This is a genomic window from Ruoffia sp. FAM 26254, assembly GCF_045528545.1.
GTDB lineage: Bacteria > Bacillota > Bacilli > Lactobacillales > Aerococcaceae > Ruoffia > Ruoffia halotolerans.
Genome location: NZ_JBGQQY010000018.1, coordinates 17,503 through 41,635 on the forward strand (window position 1 = coordinate 17,503; position 24,133 = coordinate 41,635).

Here is a 24,133-nt window from a genome sequence, read left to right on the forward strand (position 1 = left end):
ATAAAATACAGGTAACAATGATTATACAAGGTTTATAATGGATGTTTATGAAGAAATCCATGTCGACTTTATGTTAAAATAGAAATTAAAGAGCAGTAAAAATTATAAGAAGGAGGGCTTAAATGGTTCAATTTGGAGACATAATTGAAGCAAAAATTATAGATGAAAATGATCTAAGCTATTTTGCCCAAAAAGACGGTATTACATTTAATATTCCAAAGGATTCTACTGATGAAACTTATAAAAATGGTGAAATAGTAGAGGGATTAATCTATCAAGATAAAGACGAGACGAACATCTTACAAGTAGAATTACCAAATATACGCCCTGGTTATTATGGTTGGGGAAGAGTTATTCAATCAATATATAGTCTTGGAATTTTCGTTGATGTTGGTTTAATTAATAAAGACATCGTAGTATCTCTGGATGATTTACCAGAAGATAATAAAAAATGGCCTCGTCACGGAGATAAGTTATACTTAACATATCAAGTTGATAATAAAGACCGTTTTTGGGGTGTTCTAGCACAAGAAGAGGATTTTAATAAATTAAAACGCAAAGCACCAGCCCGTATGATGAATCAGGAAGTTAGTGCAACAGTAATAAGCAATAAAGGTGTGGGTGTTCAAGCGATATCTGTCGAAGGTTTCGAGATATTTGTTCATGAAAGTGAAATGGAACACCGACTTCGTGTAGGTGAGTCAGTACAATTAAGAATTATTCATGTTCATAAAGATGGTACTTTAAATGGATCTGCGAAACCACGTGCTTTTGAAGCATTAGATGATGATTCAGAAATGATTTATGCGGTCTTAAGTAAGACACCTGATAAATTCTTACCTCTACACGATAAATCAGATCCTGAAGAAATCAAAAATTATTTAGGGTTGAGTAAATCACAATTCAAACGTGCCGTTGGAAGATTGATGAAGAACGGCCGTGTTACACAAGAGAAGGAAAAAGGAATTTTTCTGAAGGATTAGTATAGGAGTGATTGAATGGATGAATTAATAGATGATTACGAACGTTATTTATTGATTGACCAAGGAAAATCACAAAACACCATCCAAAGTTACATGAGAGATTTGAAGAAGTTTGTTACATTTATTAACAAACTGGAACTTGACGAAATTAACAATATTAATAAAGACACAATACAATTGTATATTATAAGCCTAAACAAAGCGGGATTTGCAGCGAGTACAACGAATCGAATGATTTCGACCTTAAAAAACTTTTTCCACTATTTAATTAGAGAACAAAAGATGGATCACAACCCAATGGATTTAATCCAAGGGGCAAAGAATCGCAAACATTTACCAAAAACATTGAGTTCAAAAGAAATTAATCATTTACTTGAAGCACCGGATACGGAAACTAATAATGGTATCCGTGACCGAGCGATATTAGAAGTGATGTATGCGACGGGGTTACGGGTCAGCGAGTTAACTCAATTAAAGATGAATGAACTTCATCTCGAATTAGGCTTTATACAAACAGTCGGTAAAGGAGATAAAGAACGAATTATCCCCATCGGTGAAGAAGCTCTTTTTTGGATTAAAAAGTATCTTGAAGAAGTTTATCCAATTTACGCTAAAAAATCGACCGATTCTACCATTCTATTCTTAACCCAACGTGGTAAACACTTTACCCGGCAAGGAATTTGGAAAAATTTAAAAAAATATGTTAACTTGGCTGGGATTGATCACGAAGTGTCACCTCATATTCTGCGACATTCCTTTGCGACACATTTGTTAGAGAATGGGGCTGATTTAAGAATGGTACAAGAATTACTTGGGCATTCAGACATTTCCACCACACAAATTTATACTCATGTATCCAAACAGCGACTACAAGAAATATATCGTAACTCATTTCCAAGAGCGATAGATTAAAGGAGTAAAAATATGACATTTGATAGAATACATTTACTAGTTATGGACTCAGTAGGTATTGGAGAAGCAGCAGACGCTAAAAAATTTGGCGATGTTGGATCAAATACTTTAGGTAATATTGCAAACACGGTTGGTTTAAAATTACCAAACTTAACAAAGATGGGTTTAGCTAATATAGCGCCAATTAAAGGCATCGAACCAGTTGAAAATGCTACTGCATATTTTACTAAATTAGAAGAAGTATCTGCAGGAAAAGATACAATGACTGGACATTGGGAAATCATGGGTCTACGTATTGACCAACCATTCCGAGTTTTCCCAGAAGGCTTCCCAAATGAATTAATTGAAAAAATTGAAACATTTTCTGGTCGCAAAATTATAGGGAATAAACCAGCTTCAGGAACTGAAATTTTAGATGAATTAGGCCAACACCAAATTGAAACAGGTGATTTAATTGTCTACACATCAGCGGACTCTGTTCTTCAAATTGCAGCTCATGAAAAAGTAATACCATTAGAAGAATTATATAAAATTTGTGAGTATGCAAGAGAAATAACTTTAGAAGATCCTTATATGATTGGTCGAATTATTGCTCGGCCTTATCTAGGTGAAGAAGGTAATTTTGAAAGAACAAGTAATAGACATGATTACGCATTAAGTCCTTTTGGAAAAACAACTTTAGATTACTTGAAAGACGAATCATTTGATGTTATTTCTATTGGTAAAATCGAAGATATCTTTAACGGTCAAGGAATTACCGAAGGCTACCGAACTGAAAGTAATATGGATGGTGTCGATAAATTAATCAAAGTGATGGATAGAGACTTTAAAGGCATAAGCTTTACAAACCTAGTTGATTTTGATGCTAAATTCGGTCACCGTCGTAACACACAAGGATATGCAGATGCATTAGAAGAATTTGATGCCCGTATTCCAGAAATGATAGACCACTTAGCTGATAATGACTTATTAATTATTACGGCTGATCACGGGAATGATCCAACTTTCACTGGAACTGATCATACACGTGAATATGTGCCAGTATTAGTTTATAGCAAAGCAATCAACGAACCAAAAGAATTAGATGCAACTTACTTCAGTGATATTGCTGCGACAATCTCTGATAACTTCTCAGTGAAACAAACTAAAGAAGGGCAATCTTTCCTAGACCAAATAAAATAAAAGGGGTATAAACTATGTTTACAGAAGCTATTGATTATATTAAAAGTAAAGGAATCACAGAACCAAAAGTAGGATTGATTTTAGGATCTGGTTTAGGTGATTTAGCTGACGAAATTCAAGAGTCTATTCAACTTGATTATTCTGATATTCCTAGTTTCCCAGTGTCGACAGTTGAAGGTCATGACGGAAAATTAGTATATGGAACACTTGCTGGGAAAAAAGTTATCGCTTTAAAAGGACGTTTTCATTATTATGAAGGCTATGACTTAGACAAAGTAACCTTCCCTGTGCGTATATTTAATGAATTAGGTGTTGAATCAGTTGTTATTACAAATGCTGCAGGTGGCGTAAATGAATCGTTTAATCCTGGTGACTTAATGATTATCACTGACCACTTGAACTTTACGGGTTCCAACCCACTCATTGGTCAAAATATTAGCGAACATGGACCACGTTTCGTAGACATGACTGAAACATATAGTTTACGCGGTCAACAATTATTAAAAGATATTGCTAAAGATAATGACTTCCCAATTAAAGAAGGTGTTTATACTTGGTTTACAGGACCAACTTATGAAACACCTGCTGAAATTAGAGCGACACGTGTGATGGGCGGAGATGCAGTTGGAATGTCAACTGTACCAGAAGCCATTGTTGCAAAACATTGTGGTTTAGAAGTATTTGGTATTTCTTGTATTACTAATCTAGCTGCAGGTATGCAAGCTGAATTGAATCATGAAGAGGTTGTTGAAGTTTCTACTAAAGTAAAACCAAGATTTAAATTACTTATTACAGAATTAATTAATCAAATTTAGCCAATGCATTTGGAAAAAGACAGGATAAGTTTATAATGATAAATTGTGTTTTCTTAGTAGTCGATTATATTTCTTTGTCTACTAAAAAACAGTTTGAATTATAAAGAAGTATCATGTCTTTTTTCAATGTGTTTGTTTATATATAGAATCAACTTAATGTACAATTTCTTGAAATAATTATCATAACATGGTAATATCACTCAAGTGATTAAGGGACGAGGAGGTTACCATGTTAATTAGTTCAAAAAACAAAAACGAAAAAATTATATTAGGGTTACTTTCTTACACTTATGACGATGAGAAAGCGAATTTGAGTGAAATGAGCAGTCTATTAGAGTCATACCGAGAAGATCCTAATTTTGATATTTTGTTATATAAAAATGATGAAAGTGAAAATTTTATTGGATTAATATGTATTGAAAAAAATACGTTAGAGTCTCAAAATGAAGATACACCCTCATCGACAACAATTATCGTACATCGAATTGCGGTTGTGCCTTCTTTTAGAGATGAAGGTATCGGGTATAAAATGTATGAACTACTGCGTAAGCAACACCCTAATGCCACTGTTATCGGTGCGATGAATACGGTAGATATCTTAGCAAAATGGAGCACAAAATATAATCAATCTTTATAGAATTTTCGAATGTAATGGGGAGATTATTTGCAAAACACAGAATTAAGAATTGAATTAGAATCATTTCAAGGTCCATTTGATTTGCTTCTTCATTTGATCAAACAGATGGAAGTTGATATCAATGATATTCCCATGACTGAGATTACTAATCAATATATTAAATATATTGAGGCAATGAATAAGCTAGAATTAGATATTATTGGAGAATATTTAGTTATGGCTGCAACGTTATTAGAGATTAAAAGTAATATCTTACTACCAATTGAACCAAGTCCAGATTATGAAGAAGATTACGATGAGGGTGATCCGCGTGATATTCTTGTTCAACAATTGCTTTTATACCAGCAATTCCAAACCGTTGCGACTCAATTACAAATCAAACAAGATGAGAGGGCGCGACTATTCTCACGTCAGATGGCTGATTTAAGTTCGTATCAAGAATTTGTACCTTTAGATGAAGATGCACTTTCACTGACTGATTTAGCTGAGGCGATGGCCAGTGTTGTTGAAAAAGCAGCGAGTCGAGAACCACTTGAAAGACAAATTCAACATGAATCATTAACGGTTTCAGATCAGATGGATAAGATTATGGCTGCATTTCAGTTTGATACAGATAATGATTCAGTGACTCTTGATCAATTTTTCCAATACGGAACACGTAATGAAATTATAACGACTTTTTTAGCGATGTTGGAATTAGTAAGAAAGCAACATCTAATCTTTCTTCAAAAAAGTAAAGATGATCCAATTCAAATGAAGAAATTAGAGGAGTAAGATTTGTGAATGAGTTAATAAAGAGAGTATTTAGTATATTATTTGTAGCAGGTGATGATGGGGTGAGTCGGCAAGAGTTGGCTCAGAGTTTAGAAGAGCCAATTAGTAGCATTGACGACTGTCTTGAACAGTTGAAACTTAATTTTCAAACGGATGATTCATCAGCGCTTGAAGTTGTGAATTTCAATCAACGATACCGATTAATTACCAAAAAAGAATTGGCAAAAGATGTAGAAAAATATGCTCAAGCTCCATTTTCACAAAACCTAACCAGAGCATCGATTGAAACATTATCAATTGTAGCCTATCGCCAACCAATTACGCGTATGGCTATTGATGAGATTAGAGGTGTTTCTTCGAGTAGTTTAATACAAAAACTAATATCTCGAGATTTGATCAAAGAAATTGGAAGGATTGAAGCACCGGGACGACCAGTGTTATACGGGGTCACCGATTACTTTATGGATTATTTTGGTTTAAAAACATTAGAAGATTTACCAGAAATTGAACCCATTGCATTAAATGCAGAACTTTCCTCCGAAGAATTGTTTGACTTGAAAGAATGGCCAATTGAATTATATGACGAAGAAAATAATCAGAATGAGGATGAGTAACTAAATGGAAAGATTACAAAAAGCAATGGCGAATGCGGGTGTCGCAAGTCGTCGTAAAAGTGAAGATTTAATCGTAGATGGACATGTTAAAGTAAATGGTAAATTAGTAACGGAATTAGGTACAAAAGTATCTAAGACGGATGTTATTGAAGTAGATGGGGTTCCTATTTATAAAGAAGAACCAAAATATATTATGTTATATAAACCAAAAAACGTTATCAGTGCTGTGAGTGATCCCACTGACCGTAAAGTAGTTGTTGATTTTATTCAGGGAGTAGAAGAACGTATTTATCCTATCGGTCGCTTAGATTTCGATACAACCGGTTTAATTTTATTAACAAATGATGGTGATTTTGCGAATTTGTTAACTCACCCACGCTATAATATAGATAAAGTATATATTGCAACGGTGAACGGTATTGTTGACACAAAAGCACTGACTAAATTAGAGCAAGGTGTCATGATAGATGGTAAGAAAACTTCTAAAGCCCGAGCGAAAGTTATTTCAACTAATAAAGAAAAGAAAACTTCCGTTGTACAGTTAACAATACATGAAGGTTGGAATCACCAAGTGAAAAATATGTTCGAGGCTGTAGGACATGAAGTCTACCGCTTGAAACGCGAACGATTCTCTTTCTTGGATTTAGGTACATTACAGCCAGGTGAGTGGCGTGATTTAACAGCTTTTGAAGTAGGTAAGTTAAAGAAGATTGCTTTAGATGAATAAAATTTAAAGTAATAAATTGAGTGCATGAAATGATGATAGTTAAAATTTCGTGTGTTTTTTCACAAACGACTTGCCTTATTCAATTGAATATGCTAAGGTATAATTAAATAAAATACAATACGTCTTCAGGGCAGGGTGTAATTCCCGACCGGTGGTAAAGTCCACGAACTCGAGTCATCGAGCTGATCTGGTTAGATTCCAGTACCGACAGTAAAGTCTGGATGGAAGAAGATTAAATGATATACACTTTTTTGAGTATATTCTTTTAAAGTACGTCTTTTTACCCTGGGAAAAGTAGGGTGAGAAGGCGTATTTTTTTAGTCTTGGGACGAAAAAGGAGAAGAAAAATGCAAAAAAGATCACAGGTTAGAACTATGATGTTATTGGCTATATTAGGTGCTTGGGGAGTTATTCTGAGATTCTTTGATTTCCCGATTTTACCAGCTGCACCGTTTCTAAAGATTGATTTTAGTGATTTAGCTGTTTTGGTTGGAATGTTAATTCATGGACCGGTTGGTATTGTTGTAGTCGCGTTTATCAGAGATACTATTAACTATATCTTACAAGGCGGGCAAGCAGGATTTCCAATTGGAGCTGTCATGAGTTTTACTGCATCAGTTGTTATGTTTATTCCGACACACTTCATTCTAAATTCTCTTAAGAAAGTTAGTTGGAAATTCAAAGCTGTATTAATGAGTATTACTCTGACAGTCGGTTTAGTGGTTTCAATGTCGATAATAAATTACTATATCGCTTTGCCAATTTATACAACCGTGTTGAATTTCCCAATTGATGATTACTTCGGTTATATTCTAGCTGTTGTAGCACCATTTAATTTAATAAAAGGTATCTTTTTAAGTGTAGGTCAAATTTTGGTCATCAAAATCGTTCCAAATTTATTAAGAAAAAGAAATGCTATTTATCCTGGATATAATTTATTGAGAACAAATTAAAACAAATAATATATATACAAGCGAGTTGTTCACATAAATTGTGAATTGCTCGCTTTTTATTTGTTTGTAGTTAAAGATTGTACTAAAATTATTGTATGGAGATATCAATTTAAAACATAAAAAACAAAACTAATGACGAATATATTCATATAGTAGTGGAATAAGCAGAAAAATAATGTATAATGTAGAATGATAAAGCAAACCTGTTTGTTCTATTACCATTGCTTTACAGATTCTTTTCAGTATGATGTTATTGATAATAGAAATCTATTTTATTGGCAAAAAAAAGATTAAGTTATGGTAATATAATAGGGAAAGTTAACTATGTATTAAAATGAATCATCATTAACTATGCATATTTAGGAGGGATTCTTATGTCTAAGGAACAAGATAAAGATCAAGACGTTTTTGAATCTGAGGTTGAAGAAACTATTGAAGAGACACCTTCAAAAAAAGAAAGCAAACCTTGGAATCGAAAATTTGGAGAAGATGAAAATTTAAAAAACCGTCAATATTCAAGAACTGCACGCAACCAACCAGCAAAAGAAGCAACAACACTTTCTAAAGTGTTGTTAGCAATTATTGTAATTACGGTTATTGCGCCTTTCTTATTGTTTATTTCTGTGAATACACAATTAGATAATGACGAAATACCAAATCGTAGTGCTGAACAGATTAATTTTTCTAGAAATTCTGAGTTATCACAAGTGTCAAGTGCTGATGAAAGTGAATCAAGCACAGACGAAAGTGAAAGTGAAGAAGAGTCCAGTTCAGAAATTAGTAGAGAACCAATAGAATCAATTGAAGAAGTTGAGCCTGAACCGGAATTACCACCTACACCAACTGAACCAGTTATACCTGAAACACCTGTAGAGACACCACCTACAACGGGCGGAACATATACAGTTCAAGCAGGGGATTCATGGTATGCTATTTCTAGAAATACCGGCGTAGATCTTTATGCATTATTAAGTGCGAATGGGGCAACAACTGATACAGCTATTTTCCCAGGAGACACAGTCGTATTACCATAGTATAAGTTTATAGAATAGAGATCTGTTAAAGGTCTCTATTTATTTTGATTAAAAGGAGAATTTTTAATGTCGAATTTTCAAATTGCCATAGATGGACCCTCTTCATCAGGGAAAAGTACTGTCGCACAAGCCATTGCTAAAAAACTTGATATTGTCTACATTGATACAGGGGCAATGTATAGAGCGGTCACTTTAGCTGTTTTACAAGATAGTATAAACGTAAGTGATGTTGAAAGAGTGGAAAAAATATTACCAACACTTCATATAAGTTTTAAAAGATCAGATAAAGGTATTCAAGAAATGTATTTGAATAATCAAAATGTTAGTCGTGAAATCCGATCGGATGTGGTCACAGCAAATGTATCAGAAATTTCAGCTTATCCATTTGTTCGAGAAAAACTAGTGGAAGACCAACGGAATATGGCAAGTACACATTCAGTAGTCATGGATGGTCGGGATATTGGGACCGTGGTCCTACCACATGCGGAGTATAAATTCTTCTTGAATGCTTCAGCGAAAGTGCGAGCGAAAAGACGTTTCGATGAAAATATTGAAAAGGGCTTATCTAATCAAAAACTTGAGGAAATAGAAGAAAGTATTGTCGCAAGAGACCATTATGATTCAAATCGCGAGCACAGTCCGTTGAAAAAAGCAGACGATGCAATCGAGTTAGAAACGGATCATTTATCAGTGGAACAAGTTGTAAATACAATAATTAATCATATTAAGAAATAAGTATTGTTAAATCGCTATTATATTGTCATTTTACTAGACTGATGACTGAATATTTGATATGATATGCTTATATACGGTTCTTAAATTATAAGAAGAACCACTATTTTTTAGGTAACGCTTAGGAGGAATTGGGTAAATGTCAGAGTTTGTAGAAAATCAAGAATTAAATGAAAATGAAGAAGTGGTTGAAGAGACAGAAACTACAGAAGTAGAAGAGTCTATGGAAACTATGGAAGACGCTTTAGGGAGTGTTAAAGAAATTAAAGTTGGCGATACTGTTCAAGGTGATGTATTAGCCTTTGATGACAATCAAGTACGTGTTTCTATTCAAGAAAGTGGCGGACTTGAAGGAGTTATTCCACGCAATGAATTATCAGCTACACCTGTTGAAGAATTAACGGATGTTGTTAATATTGGTGATGAAATCGAATTAGTGGTATTAAAACCAATTAAAGATAAAGAAAATGGAAACTTTTTATTATCTAAAAAACGTGTAGATGCTAAAAAAGTTTGGGAAGAATTACAAGTTAAATTTGAAAACGAAGAAACTATCGAAGCACCAGTTAAAAACGTTGTAAAAGGCGGATTAGTTGTAGATGCAGGCGTACGTGGATTCGTTCCAGCTTCAATGGTTGAAGATCACTTCGTAGAAGACTTCACACCATACGTTGGACAAACTTTAAAATTCGTTATTGTTGAAATTGAACCAAGTGAAAACCGTTTAATTTTATCACATAAAGAAATTGCACGTAAAGAAAGCGAAGCAAAACACGCTGAACGTTTAGCTGAATTAGAAGAAGGTTCAGTTGTTGAAGGTACTGTAGCTCGCTTAGTAAACTTTGGTGCATTTATCGACTTAGGTGGAGTGGACGGATTAGTTCATATTAGTCGTATTGCACATGAGCATGTTGATAAACCAAGTGATTACTTAACACCAGGCGAAACAGTTAACGTTAAAGTTCTTTCAGTTGATGAAGAAGATGGCCGCGTATCTTTATCTATTAAAGATACATTAGCAGGCCCATGGGATAACATCGAAGAAAAAGCTCCAGAAGGTTCTGAATTAAAAGGAACTGTTAAACGCTTAACTAGCTTTGGTGCATTTGTTGAAGTATTCCCAGGAGTTGAAGGGTTAGTACATATTTCACAAATCGCTCACGAACACATTGCGACACCTCACGAACGCCTTGAGGAAGGTCAAGAAATTGATGTTAAAGTATTAAGTGTAGATCCAGAACAAAACCGCTTATCACTTTCTGTGAAAGCATTATTGGATCAACCAGAAGGTATGGAAGAATCTCCAGCTCCTGCAGCTAGCTCTAACAAACCACGTCGTGAGAACAACAAACGTAATACAGGAAACAAAAAACAAAACCGTCAAAGAAACTTCCAAGACTCATCTGATGACAGCGATTCAGGATTTACTTTAGCTGACATGTTAGGTGATCAATTAGACCAATTCAAAGGTGAATAGGAATAATATTTGACTTAAAGAACGAGGCTGACTTTTCATTAGTCAGTCTTTTCTTAATTTATGGAGGTGAAATGAATGAGTAAAGTACCAGTAGTTGCTTTAGTAGGTCGACCAAATGTTGGTAAATCAACCATATTCAATCGACTTATTGGAGAGAGGGTATCGATTGTAGAAGACCATCCAGGAGTAACTCGTGATCGTATTTATGCAACAGGTAGATGGATTGGTAAAGAATACCGTTTGATTGATACCGGTGGGATTGATATGAGTAATGAGCCATTAATGAATCAAGTACGTTACCAAGCAGATTTAGCTATGGATGAAGCGGATGTTATTGTAATGGTGACGAGTGTTAGAGAAGGTGTCACTCTTGAGGATGAAGAAGTAGCCCAAAGACTGCATCGAACAAATAAACCAGTTGTCCTAGCGATTAATAAAGCAGATAATCCTGAACAACGACAAATGATTTATGATTTCTATACTTTAGGCTTAGGTGATCCTATTCCAATATCTGGTTCACATGGGACCGGAATTGGTGATTTATTAGATAAGATAGTGGAATTGTTCCCATCAGATTCTAGTGATACAGATGATGATGATTCAATTAAATTCAGTTTTATTGGTCGTCCTAATGTAGGTAAATCTAGTTTAGTGAATTCAATATTGAAGGAAGAACGCGTCATTGTATCAAATATTGAAGGAACCACGCGTGAGGCAGTTGATACTAAGTTCAAAACAGCTGATGGTAAAGAATATACAATGATCGATACCGCAGGAATTCGTAAAAAAGGTAAAGTTTGGGAAAACACTGAAAAGTATAGTGTTATGCGTGCTTTATCTGCAATTGAACGTAGTGATATTGTTTGTATGGTATTAGATGCTGAAACTGGAATTATCGAACAAGATAAACGCGTCGCTGGATATGCTTATGAAGCTGGTAAAGGTATTATTATTATTGTTAACAAATGGGATGCCGTTGACAAAAGTAATAATAAATTCGACGAGTTTACTAAAGAAATTCGTAAAGAATTTCAATATTTACGTTTTGCACCTATCTTATTTGTGAGTGCAAAAACAGGACAAAGATTAAATAAACTACCTGAACTAATTAATATGATTCACGAGAACCGCGCAAGACGTGTTCAATCTTCTGTATTGAATAACGTAGTAATGGATGCTGTTGCGATGAATCCAACACCAACGGATAAAGGTAGACGCTTAAAAATCTACTATATGACACAAGTTGCGATCAACCCACCAACTTTTGTTGTGTTTGTGAACGATGTTGAGTTAATGCACTTCAGTTATGAACGCTTTTTAGAGAACCAGTTACGTGAAAGTTTCTATTTTGAAGGTACTCCGGTACATATAATTACACGTGCGCGTTCATAATGCTTAAATTTTAGTTTAGATTTATTCAAGAATAGTGTAAAACGTTGTATTATAAGCTTTTATGTGTTATTCTTATAAATGAAATATCCGTTAAAGAGATGTCGTATATTTCAAATATCTCAAATATGAGGATTTATATAAGGAGGAATACTAATGGCAAATAAAGCACAATTAGTAGAAAAAGTAGCAGAAAAAACTAACTTAACTAAGAAAGACGTAACAGCAGCGGTTGAAGCCTTATTCGAAACAATCGAAGAAACTTTAGCTTCTGGCGATAAAGTTCAAGTTATCGGATTCGGTACATTTGAAGTTCGTGATAGAGCTGCTCGTAAAGGTCGTAACCCACAAACTGGAGAAGAAATTCAAATTCCAGCAAGTAAAGTACCAGGATTCAAAGCTGGTAAAGCATTAAAAGAAGCTGTAAAATAATTTAAGCTTTTAACCCCTAGAGCCACAAGGCTTTAGGGGTTTTATTTTTGGGTTTAGGACGTTCTGCGGACCAATTGCGGACTAAATATTTTAATATTACATATTTTGTTTATTCCTTCCAATTTAAATATACGACACATAATATTCAATTATTCGCCGATTAATTTTGGCAACAATACATGTCGGTGGTATAATAAATAAGAATGAGTAAAGGAGGGTTTGATAATGACAATCCTAGATGAGATTTTAGAAGAATTAGGCAATGTAGATACCATTGAAGAACAACGGTTAGTTATTATTGATTATATAGAAAGAGCGAGTGAAGATAGTAGTTATATACCCGCACTTGAAAGCTTAGCTGATATACTATTTAAAACGGGATCAGTCGATCAAGGATTGACTGTATTAATTGAATTATTTGAATTAAAAAGATATAAAAAATATGCTAAGCAAATTGTGAACAAATTGTACCAATATGAAGCCTATGACAAGGCGTACTTTTATTGGTTAGATTTAGCGAAATCTGACAATGAAGATCCTGAACTCAAATTATTGGAAGCAAGATTACTTAAAAATTTAAATCGTCATACTGAAGCGATTGATATGTATCGCCAGATTATTAAAAGCTATCCGACACTAGGAGAAGCCTATGAAGATTTAGGAGATATTTACTTAGAACAGCGAAATATTAGGCAAGCAGAAAGTTATTATAGAGCGGTGTATGAGTATTTAGATGATTATGAAAATATCCGTGATGTTCGACTGAAATTAGTTGAAGTTGAGTCTTTAAAAGAAATTATTGATTTAGCAGCTGTTGAAAAACTCGAAAAAGACGAGCGAATTCCACTAGAAACAGAAGATGAGTTCTTTGTATTTGCTAATGTGTATAAGTCATTATTTCAATTCGATAAAGCAATTGATTACGCTAAAAAAGCACTACAAAAAGATTCAGATAATATAAATTATTCAATCCTTTTAATTGATTTATACAAAACAACTGGACAGAAATCTAATTTATATAAAGAATTAACATGGTCAGCCAAAACAATACCACCCTTAGATCCAATGATATTAAACATAGCAACAGTAGCCGATGATTTGGATCATTTAAATGATGACATCATTGAAAAGCTCATCGATTATACAAACTTAATTGATAATAGCGAAGATTTTTATTTGGCAATTAACATTATCGTAAATTATTACTTAGGTAAAAGTGATGCGGCACAAGCCTTACATTATTTACGAGTATTTGAAGGGCAACAAATTGATCATGAATATATGAGTTATCACTTTGCGATTGTTTATGAAGCTTTAGGTCTTAAAGATAAAGCAGAAGAAGATTATTTAAGTGCGCTTGATTATTTACTACCTCACGAGGAATTAGCTTTCCGTCTAGCTAACTTTTATTTTACGAATAAAGAAGTAGAGAAGGCATTAGAAGTCATCAATCAATATAATAATACGTTTTATGATATACCAAAATTGAAAGCTTTGAGTAAAGAAATACAGTCTAAAAATGACTTTTCTGATTTAGATGAATATAAAGAATGGGAGTAAGAAAATGGAGAGAAATGAAAGGAAAAGACAATTTTTAAAATGGTTAATTTCAAATTACCAACATTCTAATCCATCTGTGAATTATTTATTGCAATTTCTATCAACAAATTCTGAGCTAATGAATAATATACTATTTTCTGAAGGGGCAAAGTACGCTCCGCGTGGAATTTACATTTCCTTTAATTCGAATACAAAACTGCCTTTTATTTATTATAAAGATCAGTTAAGTTATACTTTAAGCGACCAAGCCTTTCATGATATTCGCTTGAACCATCGTTTTTCAAAGCAAGATTTTTATGTTGAATTGGATATTCCCCACCTTTATCAACAGCTATACAGATTTGATGTTTTTGAAGATAATCCGTATATCCCAGGAAATCTACAATTTTTGGTGGACTTAGAAGACAGTCTATATCAAATTTCATTGGAAACGAAACTATCTTTATTAAATAAAGGTTTAAATACCGCATTAGAGAAATACGACTTTGATAAAGTGAGTTATTATTTAACACAAATTGAAAAATTGAAAGGTGAATAATATGTTTGTATCACTGACAGATCCATTATTTCAAGAAGCAATTCCTGTATTAGGACAAATTGAGTCTCATGGGCATGAGGCTTATTTTGTTGGGGGTTGTGTAAGAGATACATTATTAAATAAAAAAATTAACGACATTGATATTGCAAGCAGTGCAAGACCAGAAGAAGTTGAAGCCATGTTTCCAATTACATTTGATGTCGGGAAAGAACACGGTACGATTGTAGTCGTTGTTGATAAAGCACCTTATGAGATAACAACCTTTAGAACGGAAGGCGACTATACTGATTTTAGACGGCCAGAGGAAGTAAATTTTGTTCGAAATTTAAGAGAAGACACATTAAGACGTGATTTTACAATTAATGCGATGGCATTTGACCGTCAAGGCGAATTATATGACTACCACGGTGGTTTGAAGGATTTAAATGACCATCTAATCAGATGTGTTGGTAATGCACAAGAGCGCTTCTTAGAAGATGCTTTAAGAATGATGAGAGCGATTCGATTCGCCTCTCAACTAGGTTTTGAGATAGAAGAAGAGTCATTTAAAGCGATTCAAACTTTAAAAGCAAATTTACAACATATTTCAATTGAACGAATCAGAATTGAATTTAGTAAATTTTTACTAGGGAATTCATTTGCAGATAAAGCTCAGTTACTCGTCAACACAGGCTTAGCCGATTATTTGCCTGGGTTTACGCAAGCGTCAGCAAAAATAGTCATGACTGAATTAAGTAAAGATTTTGAAAACATCTCCAATAATTTACGAGATGAGCGTTTAGTTTGGGCTAGAATGCTAAAGCACATGGGAATCATTCAGCCAGAAACAATCAGAAGTTTCTTAAAAGAATGGACACACAGTAATGCATTTATTAAAGATGTGATCCAAATGATTCAATTGTTTGACTACTTTAAAGAAGAACTAGTCACAAGTTGGGAAGTTTACAATTATGACTACTTGAATGTTCAACTTGTTGAAGACTTTTTATTTGAAACTCAATTTTTAGACCATAAATTTGTCGCTGATATCTACAACGCATTACCTATTAAAAGCAAAAAAGATATAGCCGTTAATGGAAAAGATGTTATGACAATCCTTAATCTTAAAAAAGGCGGTCCAGAAATTGGGGCATGGTTAGATAAGATAGAACGATTAATTATTGAAATGGAACTAGAAAATACTTATAGTATGATTGAAACTTATATAAAAAATAGAGGCAGTATAGATTAGGAGTGTTTGTATGCCTAGGTTAAAGAATAAAATTGCAATCGTTGATATTGAAACGACAGGTCCAAATATTGACGAGGGTGACCGAATCATCCAAATAGGAGCAATTATTATATCTGATGGCAATATTGTTAATACATATTCGATGTTAATAAATCCTAATCGCGAGATTCCAGATCACATTGCTAAGTTAACAGGCATCAAAGAAGAAGATGTGGTGAATGCACCACAATTTAATAGTGTAGCAACTTTATGGCATGAGAGACTCAAAGATTGTGTCTTTATTGCTCATAATTTAGGCTTTGACTTACGTATACTTAAAGAAAGTTTTGAAAGATTTGATCTGGATTTTAATCCTGTCGCTTTAGATTCAGTAGTTCTTGCGAAAATTATCGTTCCAACTGCAATCGGGTTTAATTTAACTGATTTAAGTCGTCATTTTAATTTAGAATACAGTGAAGCTCATGATGCCTATTCAGATGCATTAATCACTGTTGATATTATGAGTGAGTTAGCTAAAATTGCGAAAAAGATTCCGATTGAGACTCTTAGTCGAATGGAACCTTTCTTAAGGAACCTGAGATATAATGAAATAGAATTTTTTACTAATCCAGATAAGTTTATTTTAAACGAGATAGTTAGTGTCAAAAGGACAAAAGTAAATTTAGAAGGGGAAAACTTACCTAAACAGAACCTAACCCTTTCTGAATTTATAAATGAAAAATGGCAAAACCATCCTTTTGCTGTGTTAGAAGATACGCATCGTCCCATTCCATATGATGTGATATTTAATGAAACGATTTTAAAAGAGGGACGTTATTTATTATCTTTTCCAACGTTAGATGAATCGAATTATTGGAATGACTTGATTGTAAATCACACATCATTAGAAAAGATAGCTTTATTAAAGTCACAAGGAAATTATTTACATGAAAAAGCTTTCGAAAATTATATTCTTCAATATAATTTTAAACGTAATAATCAACAGGAATTACTCGTAATAGCGGCATCTATACATTGGCAATCATTTTCAAAATTTGGCGATTTTAGCGAAATAAATAAAGAATTGTCTATTAAAAATTTATTAAGCAAACATCAGACAAAGGACTTATTAGTCAAGAATCATTCGAATTTTCATCAAGTAATTGAGTATGCTAAAAAAGCAAATATTATTATAACTTATGACGTTAATTTGCACAGTATGATGCTAAAAAACAGAGAACAAATAGAGTATTTATTCAGTCGAAAATTAATTATAGGTAATGTTAATTCTTTTATTGATTCTGCTCGCTTTATTCAACAAAGGAATATTGAATTGAGTGATTTAAATAATCAATTACTTAATTTATTCGATGATATACAACAAGTTTACAGTGATAATCAGTATATTGTTCATTTAAGCAAAGAGATTCAATCGATGAGAGACTTAAGTAATAATTTGATTTCGATAATCAGCAATATATTAAAAGAAGAATCATTTGATAATAAAATTCAACAAGAAAAAGTTCAAACTTTCGTGAATATTGAATCCGATGACGCGAATAAGATCATGGACTTTGCCAATAGGATTAGAGATAAATTAGCTAGTTTTTATAAGCAATTAGATGCTGAGTCTGAAAAGGTGAAGAAAATTAATCAACCAGTGCTACTTTTACATCGCTTCATAAACCAACTAGAACAAATGAATTTGATGAATGACGAAAACAATTATATGACAATCAGTGCAACACGAGTCAATAATAAATTTTATAATATTTCTATTCAAGTGAAGCCTATTCGTATTAAGAAAGAAAGTCTTACTTGGCTACTTGAAATGCAAAGTGCATTATTAGTTAGTTCAGGAAACTATTATAATTCTAGAATGACTGGAGATTCCAATTGGATTCAATTGGATGTGGCCTTCGATTATTTAAAACTCCCAACATTGTTTAAAGAAAATAAACACATCATAAATCATCCTGTTGAATTTATTCAAGGTGAAGATAATGCCACACGAATTTCTGATTTATCTGACTTTATAAATAGTGATCGAAAGATGTTAGGTGACAAAATAATAATTATTATGCCGAATCAGTTTTTAGTTTCGGATTTGTTCCATAAGTTAAATCTTAATGATGAAATTTCTAAAGATTATCATATCTTAGCTGAGTCCATAACAGGTAGTTTAAATCGAATTAGAAGGCGGATTCATGAAACTGAAAAAGTTATTGTTATTCTTAGAGAAAGAAGTTTCACAGATCTTCTTTGGGGAGATAAGCAAACTGAAATTTCAGTTCTGTTATATAATTTACCTTTTCAATCTCCAGGTGAAACTAAAATTCAAGCGAAGTATCATTATCTAAAGAAAACAAAAGATCAAACCGAATTATTTGATGATATATTACTACCACAAATGATTCAAAGAATTAAAAACCTCATCAATTTTATTAGTAATAATTATGCGAATGAAAAACTTTATATTATGGATAAGCGTTTATATACAAAGTACTATACAAAAGAAATATTAGATCAATTAGAGTCAATGGTTGAAATTAATATATTGAACTAACGACATTAAGTGTTTATTCAATTTACGTCAAAAATATGTTATTATATAACGGTCATGAAATTAGAAAGTAATCTTGAAAGGAGGCCAAACGTTGAACCGTAAAGTAGTATCAGGATTAACAATTATATTGTTAATTGTACTTATTGCATTATTATTTATCTATTCCCAAAGTATGGGTTCGATGGTGCAAGCTCAAGAGGAAACTGTTGATTTAGTTTCTTTAGATCATACTGTCGAAGAAGTTAACGATTTCTATTGGGTAACTATTGATGAATCTTACTTTACACTAGATTTTACAGATGAAAATGGAAATCAAATATATGCAATTATTACGCAAGACGGAGGAGATATTCAGTATTATACTTCTCAAGATATCATATCTCATCAAGATGCCTTATCAATTACACTCAGTGAAAATGAACCAACGAAACTATTACGACCACGTATTGGGATGATGGGCAAGCAACCCGTTTGGGAGATTTCATTTAAAGCTGAGAATAATACACTATCGTATTATTATATTAATGCGTCAAATGGCGAATGGATTCAAACTATCGCTAATATTTAAGATTATAGGGGGAATATTGTGGATACAATTACAATGCGCCAAGCAGGCGACTATATAGATAAACAAGTAAAAATTCATGCGTGGGTTACAAACAAAAGAAGTAGTGGGAAAATTGCATTCCTACAATTACGCGATGGACACGAGTACTTCCAAGGTGTCGTGTTAAAAAACCAAGTAGGCGAAGAGACTTTTGAGTTAGTTAAACACTTAGGACAAGAAACTAGTGTCGAATTAACAGGTGTTATCCAAACAGATGACCGTTCAAGTTTAGGTTATGAACTGTTAGTTGAATCAATTAAAGTGATTGGTGAAAGTCATGAATACCCAATTACACCTAAAGATCATGGAACAGACTTCTTAATGGATCACCGTCATTTATGGTTACGTTCATCAAAACAACATGCTATAATGCAAATTCGTAATGAAATTATTCGAGCAACTTATGAATTCTATAATGATCGTGGTTTTATTAAAGTGGATCCTCCTATCTTAACAGGAAGCTCTCCTGAAGGTACAACTGAGTTATTCCATACTAAATACTTTGATGAAGATGCATTCTTATCACAGAGTGGTCAATTATACTTAGAAGCTGCAGCAATGGCTTTTGGTAAAGTATTCTCATTTGGACCAACGTTTAGAGCAGAAAAATCAAAAACACGTCGTCATTTAATTGAATTTTGGATGATGGAAGCTGAAATGGCAAACTACAATCATGAGGAAAGCTTAAAAGTACAAGAAGAGTATGTTGCTTTTATTGTACGTAATGTGATTGATCATTGTGGTTCAGCTTTATCTACTTTAGAACGTGATGTTGCTACGTTAGAAAAATATACGAAATTACCTTACCCACGTGTATCTTATACTGATGCCATTGCATTATTAACGGAGAATGGCTTCGATGATATTGAATGGGGAGACGACTTTGGTTCACCTCATGAAACATTTATCGCTAGTAAATACGATCGTCCAATCTTTATTGTTAATTATCCAAAAGCAATTAAACCATTCTACATGAAGATTAATCCAGAAGATCCTCGTACAGTCTTATGTGCCGACATGATTGCTCCAGAAGGATATGGTGAAATCATTGGTGGTTCAGAACGTGAGAATGATTACGAAATCATGAAAGAAAACATTACTAAATTTGGTTTAGATTTAGATGCTTACCAATGGTACCTAGATATATCACGTTATGGTAGCGTACCACATAGTGGGTTTGGAATGGGTCTTGAACGTGTAGTGGCTTGGTTATCTGGAATTGAGCATATAAGAGAAACAGCCCCATTCCCAAGATTATTAAACCGTTTATATCCATAAGACAAATTATTTATTGTGTAAAAGCCATTTTCAGATGGCTTTTATGCGTTTATAGGGAAAATTTTAATAGAAGGGAGTTAAAGATGATATGAGAAGCACGGCTTATGATTGGATTAAAGACGGTTTTACGTCGGTACCTAATATTCTTTTTGATCAATACCATCAGCTTGAATTAACCGGTGATCAAATGGTTTTATTATTATATATTTTTTCTCAAATCAATCGAGGAAGATTATCTGAAGATATGAACCGTATATCCATTAATCTTGGTTGGAGTAGTCATAAAGTGAGCGATACATTAAGTCAACTTATGAATAAAGATTTCCTAGAAATCGAATTGGTGCCGAATAATGAAGGCAAACAAACTGATCATTATACTTTGAGACCATTATTCGACAAGTTAGATGAGATAAACTTCCAACAAAGTGCTCAGAGCGCACAATATACGAAAAAGAACCATTCTACTCCCAAAAATGAAGGATTAAATATTGTAACATCATTTGAACAAGAATTTGGAAGACAGTTGACACAGATTGAGTTAGAAACCTTAAATGACTGGGTAAATATATCTAAATACGATGAAAAATTAGTTCAATTAGCTTTAAAACAAGCAGTTTTAAACCAAGCATTGAGTTTAAAATACATTGATCGTATTTTACTCAATTGGGAAAAGAAAAATATTCGAACGGCAGAAGAAGCTCAAAGGGACATTGAGCGATTTGAGAAGCGAAATAATCAGAATAATTCACAAATGGTGGATGATTCACAATATGAGCATATCGAAATACCACTTAATTACTGGGACAACAATTAATAGGAGAGACATATGACATTAAATTCAGAAGAAGTACTTGATATTATCCACCGTATGGATCGATTAATTCCAGATGCAAAATCTGAATTAGATTATGATGATCCCTTCCACATGCTAGTTGCTGTAATGTTAAGTGCACAATCAACAGATAAACAAGTGAATAAGATAGCACCTGCCTTATTTGAAGCTTTTCCAAATCCAGAATCAATGAGTCAAGTCACAGCTCAGGAAGTTGAACCCTACATTAAAACACTTGGACTTTACCGTAATAAAGCGAAGTATTTAGTAAGTGCTGCTAAAGATATTGTTGATAAATTTGATGGGAAGATCCCTGATAACCGTAAAGATTTGATGTCACTTTCTGGAGTAGGACGAAAAACTGCAAATGTTGTACTTTCAGTTGTTTTTGATACACCAGCGATTGCAGTAGATACTCATGTTGAAAGAGTATGCAAGAGATTAAACATCGTTCCTGAAGATGCTACACCCGTACAAGTAGAGAAGATATTAATGGAAAAATTACCTGAAAAATATTGGAGCCATGCACATCAGTTGTTAGTTCTATTCGGAAGATATTACTGTACTGCTAGAAGTAACAAATGCTATGAATATTTAGAAGACGTATAAAAAAACAGCTTCGAAGTGAAATCACTTTGTAGTGAACCCTTAAAAACGGACTTTAATTGAATATTTTTACTAAGCGGCTTGTAACCTATATTGAATAGGCGACAGGCCGTTTAGTTTTGTTTTAATTCGTTCGTGATTGTACCAGTAAATATATGATCTGATTCGTGCTTCTAACTCTTCGATACTATCGAAAGTTTCACCGTAGTACATTTCTTGCTTCAATAAACCAAAAAAGTTTTCCATCGGTGCATTATCTAGACAGTTCCCTCGTCGGGACATACTCTGACAAATATTGTTTTCTTCAAGTAGCTTGACCCATGACCAGTGTTGATAATGAAATCCTTGGTCGGTGTGTACCATTAAGTCGTGTTGCTCAGGTAACTTTGTTAATGCATCTTCAAGCGATTGATTGGTAAATTTAACTGTCGGAGATTGACTGAGACTATACGCGATAATTTCACCATTATAGAGATCCATGATCGGCGATAAATACAATTTACTTTCTGAATGGGCTACTTTAAATTCGGTCACATCACTCAACCAAACTTGATTCGGTTCTTCCGTAACAAATTGGCGATCCAGATGATTATCAGCGATGGTTCCAACTTCTCCTTTGAATGAACTATATCGACGACTTTTACGGCGGAATTTCACACACAAGAGCTGATTTTCTCGCATAATTCTTAAGACACGCTTATGATTAATTTTACGTCCTCGCTGATTTAGAGCTAAGGTGACCCTGCGATACCCATAACTTTGACTTGACGCTTCAATGATTGCTTTAATTACTTCGATGAGTGTATTCTCTTCCGTATCCTCCTCGGGTTGATTTAATTTCGCCTTCCATTCATAGAATGAACTCTTAGGAATGGCTACCAACTCAAGCCAAGTATTAAGCTTAATCACTGGGAATTCACGCCTTAACTCCAGAATTATTTTTGTTTTTTCTTTGTGTTTGATTGTTTCTGGATCAAGGCCTTCAACTTTTTTAGATACGCGTTTTCCGCTTCTAAATACATAGTTTTTTCTCTTAATTCAATAAGTTCTTCTAGTTCAGATTGTGATAGGTTTCGAGGTTGCTTATCTTGATGAGTCATTGCACGGTCTCCTTTGTTTTTTGGACGTCCCGGTGCCCCATTTAAGCCTTCAAACCCTTGACTATCATACGCTCTCTGCCAGTTGGCAATCGTGGAGCCTTGTTTGATATTAAAGTGTTCAGCCGCTTCCCTATAAGACACCTGATGTATGTGTCTATAGTTTAAAACAGATAACTTGAATTCGCCACTATATTTCGTTTTAGACAAGCTATTTTCAATCCCAGCCTCACCATACATTTGATATTGATAACACCAATTTTGAATTGTATTACGTGCCACACCGTATTTTTTAGCTAAACTCTTGTGTGAAACACCTGCTTCATTTTCTTTAACTACCGTCAATCTTAGCTCTTTATTATATTCTTTTTCCATCTAAAAACCCCCTAAATCCATGTCCGGATTCAGGGGGGCACTACACTTTGAAGCTGTTTTTTAACGTCTTGAGCGATTAACCCCTATGAAGATAATGGGTGTAATAATTGTTGCTAAAATCGCTTCTGGAATACCATTGGCCGTAACAATTCCCCATAAAATCGGCCATAATTGACTGACATTTGCGCCATCTATGGCGCCAATATATTCTGTAGGTTTGAAGATTCCAATAGCGCCAAGAACTAGAATCGTATTTAAGATGCTACCAATGAAGCCTGCAACAGCACCTTTAGTAGAATCAGAAAAACGATCAAGAATATATTTAATACATAAACCTAAAAGAAGTGGCATAAGAATTCGTGGTAAAACACTAACTAAAGGCGACGTGAAGATCATTCTTTCTACCGGATTACCAATAAGCCATGCACGAACAAGTGAGTTTAAACCAAAAACTAGGCCTAGAATCATACCATCTCTAGTACTGAGCCACAATGTACTTAATATTACCGTAATGGGAATAATAGTCATTGCAATTGGCCCAATGGTAATAAAGCCAAGGAAGGGTACCCAACTTTGAATGATGATTAATGCAATAAATAGACCTAGAATAACTAGTCTTCTTGCGTTATTATTAGTATAACTACTTTTCATTATTTAACTCCTTATAACTATTATGGGGAGCGTCAAGAAGTTTGTGTAAATAAAGAATTCCTTCTGTAAAAAAATCAGCTCTCTGCTAGTGTTCCAAACATTTCCCATAGCTCTGCTTCAGCTTGCTGGAAACCGCGGTGGCTTCGGGTTAA

25 protein-coding genes and 1 riboswitch are annotated in these 24,133 nt (G+C 33.7%); of the genes, 22 read left to right on the forward strand and 3 right to left on the reverse strand.

Annotated features, from left to right (window positions below; translation table 11 throughout):
* Nucleotides 1–122 precede the first annotated feature (122 nt).
* The 22 genes from ACEN3Z_RS06110 to nth all read left to right on the forward strand — a co-directional run bounded on the left by ACEN3Z_RS06110 (nt 123) and on the right by nth (nt 21,861).
* On the forward strand, nt 123–983 hold the full coding sequence (locus ACEN3Z_RS06110) for a S1 RNA-binding domain-containing protein (RefSeq protein ID WP_407090108.1): 861 nt from the start codon (nt 123–125) through the stop codon (nt 981–983).
* 15 nt (nt 984–998) lie between these two features.
* Entirely contained in the window at nt 999–1,895 is an 897-nt protein-coding gene (gene xerD, locus ACEN3Z_RS06115; protein ID WP_407090109.1) for a site-specific tyrosine recombinase XerD, read from the forward strand.
* Between the two features lie 12 nt (nt 1,896–1,907).
* Nucleotides 1,908–3,077 (forward strand): phosphopentomutase, encoded by a 1,170-nt coding sequence (deoB, locus tag ACEN3Z_RS06120; RefSeq protein WP_407090111.1) that lies wholly within the window; start codon nt 1,908–1,910, stop codon nt 3,075–3,077.
* Between the two features lie 14 nt (nt 3,078–3,091).
* Nucleotides 3,092–3,892, forward strand: coding sequence for a purine-nucleoside phosphorylase (locus tag ACEN3Z_RS06125; protein ID WP_407090112.1), 801 nt, complete (start codon nt 3,092–3,094; stop codon nt 3,890–3,892).
* A gap of 229 nt (nt 3,893–4,121) precedes the next feature.
* Complete coding sequence (locus ACEN3Z_RS06130) at nt 4,122–4,529, forward strand: GNAT family N-acetyltransferase (RefSeq protein WP_407090113.1); 408 nt, start codon at nt 4,122–4,124, stop codon at nt 4,527–4,529.
* A 27-nt stretch (nt 4,530–4,556) separates the two neighbouring features.
* The gene (locus ACEN3Z_RS06135; protein WP_407090114.1) at nt 4,557–5,303 is read left to right on the forward strand and encodes a segregation and condensation protein A; all 747 of its coding nucleotides are present in this window, start codon (nt 4,557–4,559) and stop codon (nt 5,301–5,303) included.
* Nucleotides 5,304–5,308: 5 nt separating this feature from the next.
* Entirely contained in the window at nt 5,309–5,917 is a 609-nt protein-coding gene (gene scpB / locus ACEN3Z_RS06140) for an SMC-Scp complex subunit ScpB (RefSeq protein ID WP_407090116.1), read from the forward strand.
* Nucleotides 5,918–5,921: 4 nt separating this feature from the next.
* Nucleotides 5,922–6,644, forward strand: coding sequence for a pseudouridine synthase (locus ACEN3Z_RS06145; RefSeq protein ID WP_407090118.1), 723 nt, complete (start codon nt 5,922–5,924; stop codon nt 6,642–6,644).
* Between the two features lie 117 nt (nt 6,645–6,761).
* Nucleotides 6,762–6,881: riboswitch (FMN riboswitch) on the forward strand.
* A 110-nt stretch (nt 6,882–6,991) separates the two neighbouring features.
* Entirely contained in the window at nt 6,992–7,597 is a 606-nt protein-coding gene (locus tag ACEN3Z_RS06150) for an ECF transporter S component (protein ID WP_407090120.1), read from the forward strand.
* 374 nt (nt 7,598–7,971) lie between these two features.
* Nucleotides 7,972–8,631 carry a LysM peptidoglycan-binding domain-containing protein gene (locus ACEN3Z_RS06155; RefSeq protein WP_407090122.1) on the forward strand — a complete coding sequence of 220 codons (660 nt, stop codon included), beginning with the start codon at nt 7,972–7,974 and terminating at the stop codon, nt 8,629–8,631.
* 66 nt (nt 8,632–8,697) lie between these two features.
* Nucleotides 8,698–9,366: a (d)CMP kinase gene (cmk, locus tag ACEN3Z_RS06160; protein ID WP_407090124.1), complete on the forward strand. Its 669-nt coding sequence runs from the start codon at nt 8,698–8,700 to the stop codon at nt 9,364–9,366.
* Between the two features lie 136 nt (nt 9,367–9,502).
* Nucleotides 9,503–10,840 (forward strand): 30S ribosomal protein S1, encoded by a 1,338-nt coding sequence (gene rpsA / locus ACEN3Z_RS06165; RefSeq protein WP_407090125.1) that lies wholly within the window; start codon nt 9,503–9,505, stop codon nt 10,838–10,840.
* A 75-nt stretch (nt 10,841–10,915) separates the two neighbouring features.
* Nucleotides 10,916–12,232 carry a ribosome biogenesis GTPase Der gene (gene der, locus ACEN3Z_RS06170; RefSeq protein ID WP_407090127.1) on the forward strand — a complete coding sequence of 439 codons (1,317 nt, stop codon included), beginning with the start codon at nt 10,916–10,918 and terminating at the stop codon, nt 12,230–12,232.
* A 153-nt stretch (nt 12,233–12,385) separates the two neighbouring features.
* Nucleotides 12,386–12,661: an HU family DNA-binding protein gene (locus tag ACEN3Z_RS06175; protein WP_138403718.1), complete on the forward strand. Its 276-nt coding sequence runs from the start codon at nt 12,386–12,388 to the stop codon at nt 12,659–12,661.
* A gap of 225 nt (nt 12,662–12,886) precedes the next feature.
* Nucleotides 12,887–14,221: a tetratricopeptide repeat protein gene (locus ACEN3Z_RS06180; RefSeq protein ID WP_407090129.1), complete on the forward strand. Its 1,335-nt coding sequence runs from the start codon at nt 12,887–12,889 to the stop codon at nt 14,219–14,221.
* 4 nt (nt 14,222–14,225) lie between these two features.
* The gene (locus ACEN3Z_RS06185; RefSeq protein ID WP_407090130.1) at nt 14,226–14,759 is read left to right on the forward strand and encodes a YpiB family protein; all 534 of its coding nucleotides are present in this window, start codon (nt 14,226–14,228) and stop codon (nt 14,757–14,759) included.
* A 1-nt stretch (nt 14,760) separates the two neighbouring features.
* Nucleotides 14,761–15,990, forward strand: a complete 1,230-nt coding sequence (locus ACEN3Z_RS06190; RefSeq protein ID WP_407090132.1) for a CCA tRNA nucleotidyltransferase — start codon at nt 14,761–14,763, stop codon at nt 15,988–15,990.
* Nucleotides 15,991–16,000: 10 nt separating this feature from the next.
* Entirely contained in the window at nt 16,001–18,535 is a 2,535-nt protein-coding gene (locus tag ACEN3Z_RS06195; RefSeq protein ID WP_407090134.1) for an exonuclease domain-containing protein, read from the forward strand.
* 91 nt (nt 18,536–18,626) lie between these two features.
* Nucleotides 18,627–19,103, forward strand: a complete 477-nt coding sequence (locus ACEN3Z_RS06200) for a PepSY domain-containing protein (protein WP_407090135.1) — start codon at nt 18,627–18,629, stop codon at nt 19,101–19,103.
* A gap of 33 nt (nt 19,104–19,136) precedes the next feature.
* Nucleotides 19,137–20,420, forward strand: coding sequence for an asparagine--tRNA ligase (asnS, locus tag ACEN3Z_RS06205; RefSeq protein ID WP_407090147.1), 1,284 nt, complete (start codon nt 19,137–19,139; stop codon nt 20,418–20,420).
* A gap of 88 nt (nt 20,421–20,508) precedes the next feature.
* Nucleotides 20,509–21,234: a DnaD domain-containing protein gene (locus tag ACEN3Z_RS06210; protein WP_407090137.1), complete on the forward strand. Its 726-nt coding sequence runs from the start codon at nt 20,509–20,511 to the stop codon at nt 21,232–21,234.
* Between the two features lie 12 nt (nt 21,235–21,246).
* The gene (gene nth, locus ACEN3Z_RS06215) at nt 21,247–21,861 is read left to right on the forward strand and encodes an endonuclease III (protein WP_407090138.1); all 615 of its coding nucleotides are present in this window, start codon (nt 21,247–21,249) and stop codon (nt 21,859–21,861) included.
* Between the two features lie 69 nt (nt 21,862–21,930).
* Here the strand turns inward: nth and ACEN3Z_RS06220 are convergent, their stop codons facing one another.
* Genes ACEN3Z_RS06220 through ACEN3Z_RS06230 form a run of 3 tightly spaced genes read right to left on the reverse strand, consistent with a single transcriptional unit; the run spans nt 21,931 to nt 23,981 of the window.
* Nucleotides 21,931–22,896 (reverse strand): IS3 family transposase, encoded by a 966-nt coding sequence (locus ACEN3Z_RS06220; RefSeq protein ID WP_407090149.1) that lies wholly within the window; start codon nt 22,894–22,896, stop codon nt 21,931–21,933.
* A complete protein-coding gene (locus tag ACEN3Z_RS06225) occupies nt 22,794–23,330 on the reverse strand; it encodes a helix-turn-helix domain-containing protein (protein WP_407090140.1) in 537 nt (178 codons plus the stop codon). The genes ACEN3Z_RS06220 and ACEN3Z_RS06225 overlap by 103 nt, the downstream gene beginning before the upstream one ends.
* A 60-nt stretch (nt 23,331–23,390) precedes the next feature.
* A complete protein-coding gene (locus tag ACEN3Z_RS06230) occupies nt 23,391–23,981 on the reverse strand; it encodes an ECF transporter S component (RefSeq protein WP_407090141.1) in 591 nt (196 codons plus the stop codon).
* Between the last annotated feature and the right edge of the window lie 152 nt (nt 23,982–24,133).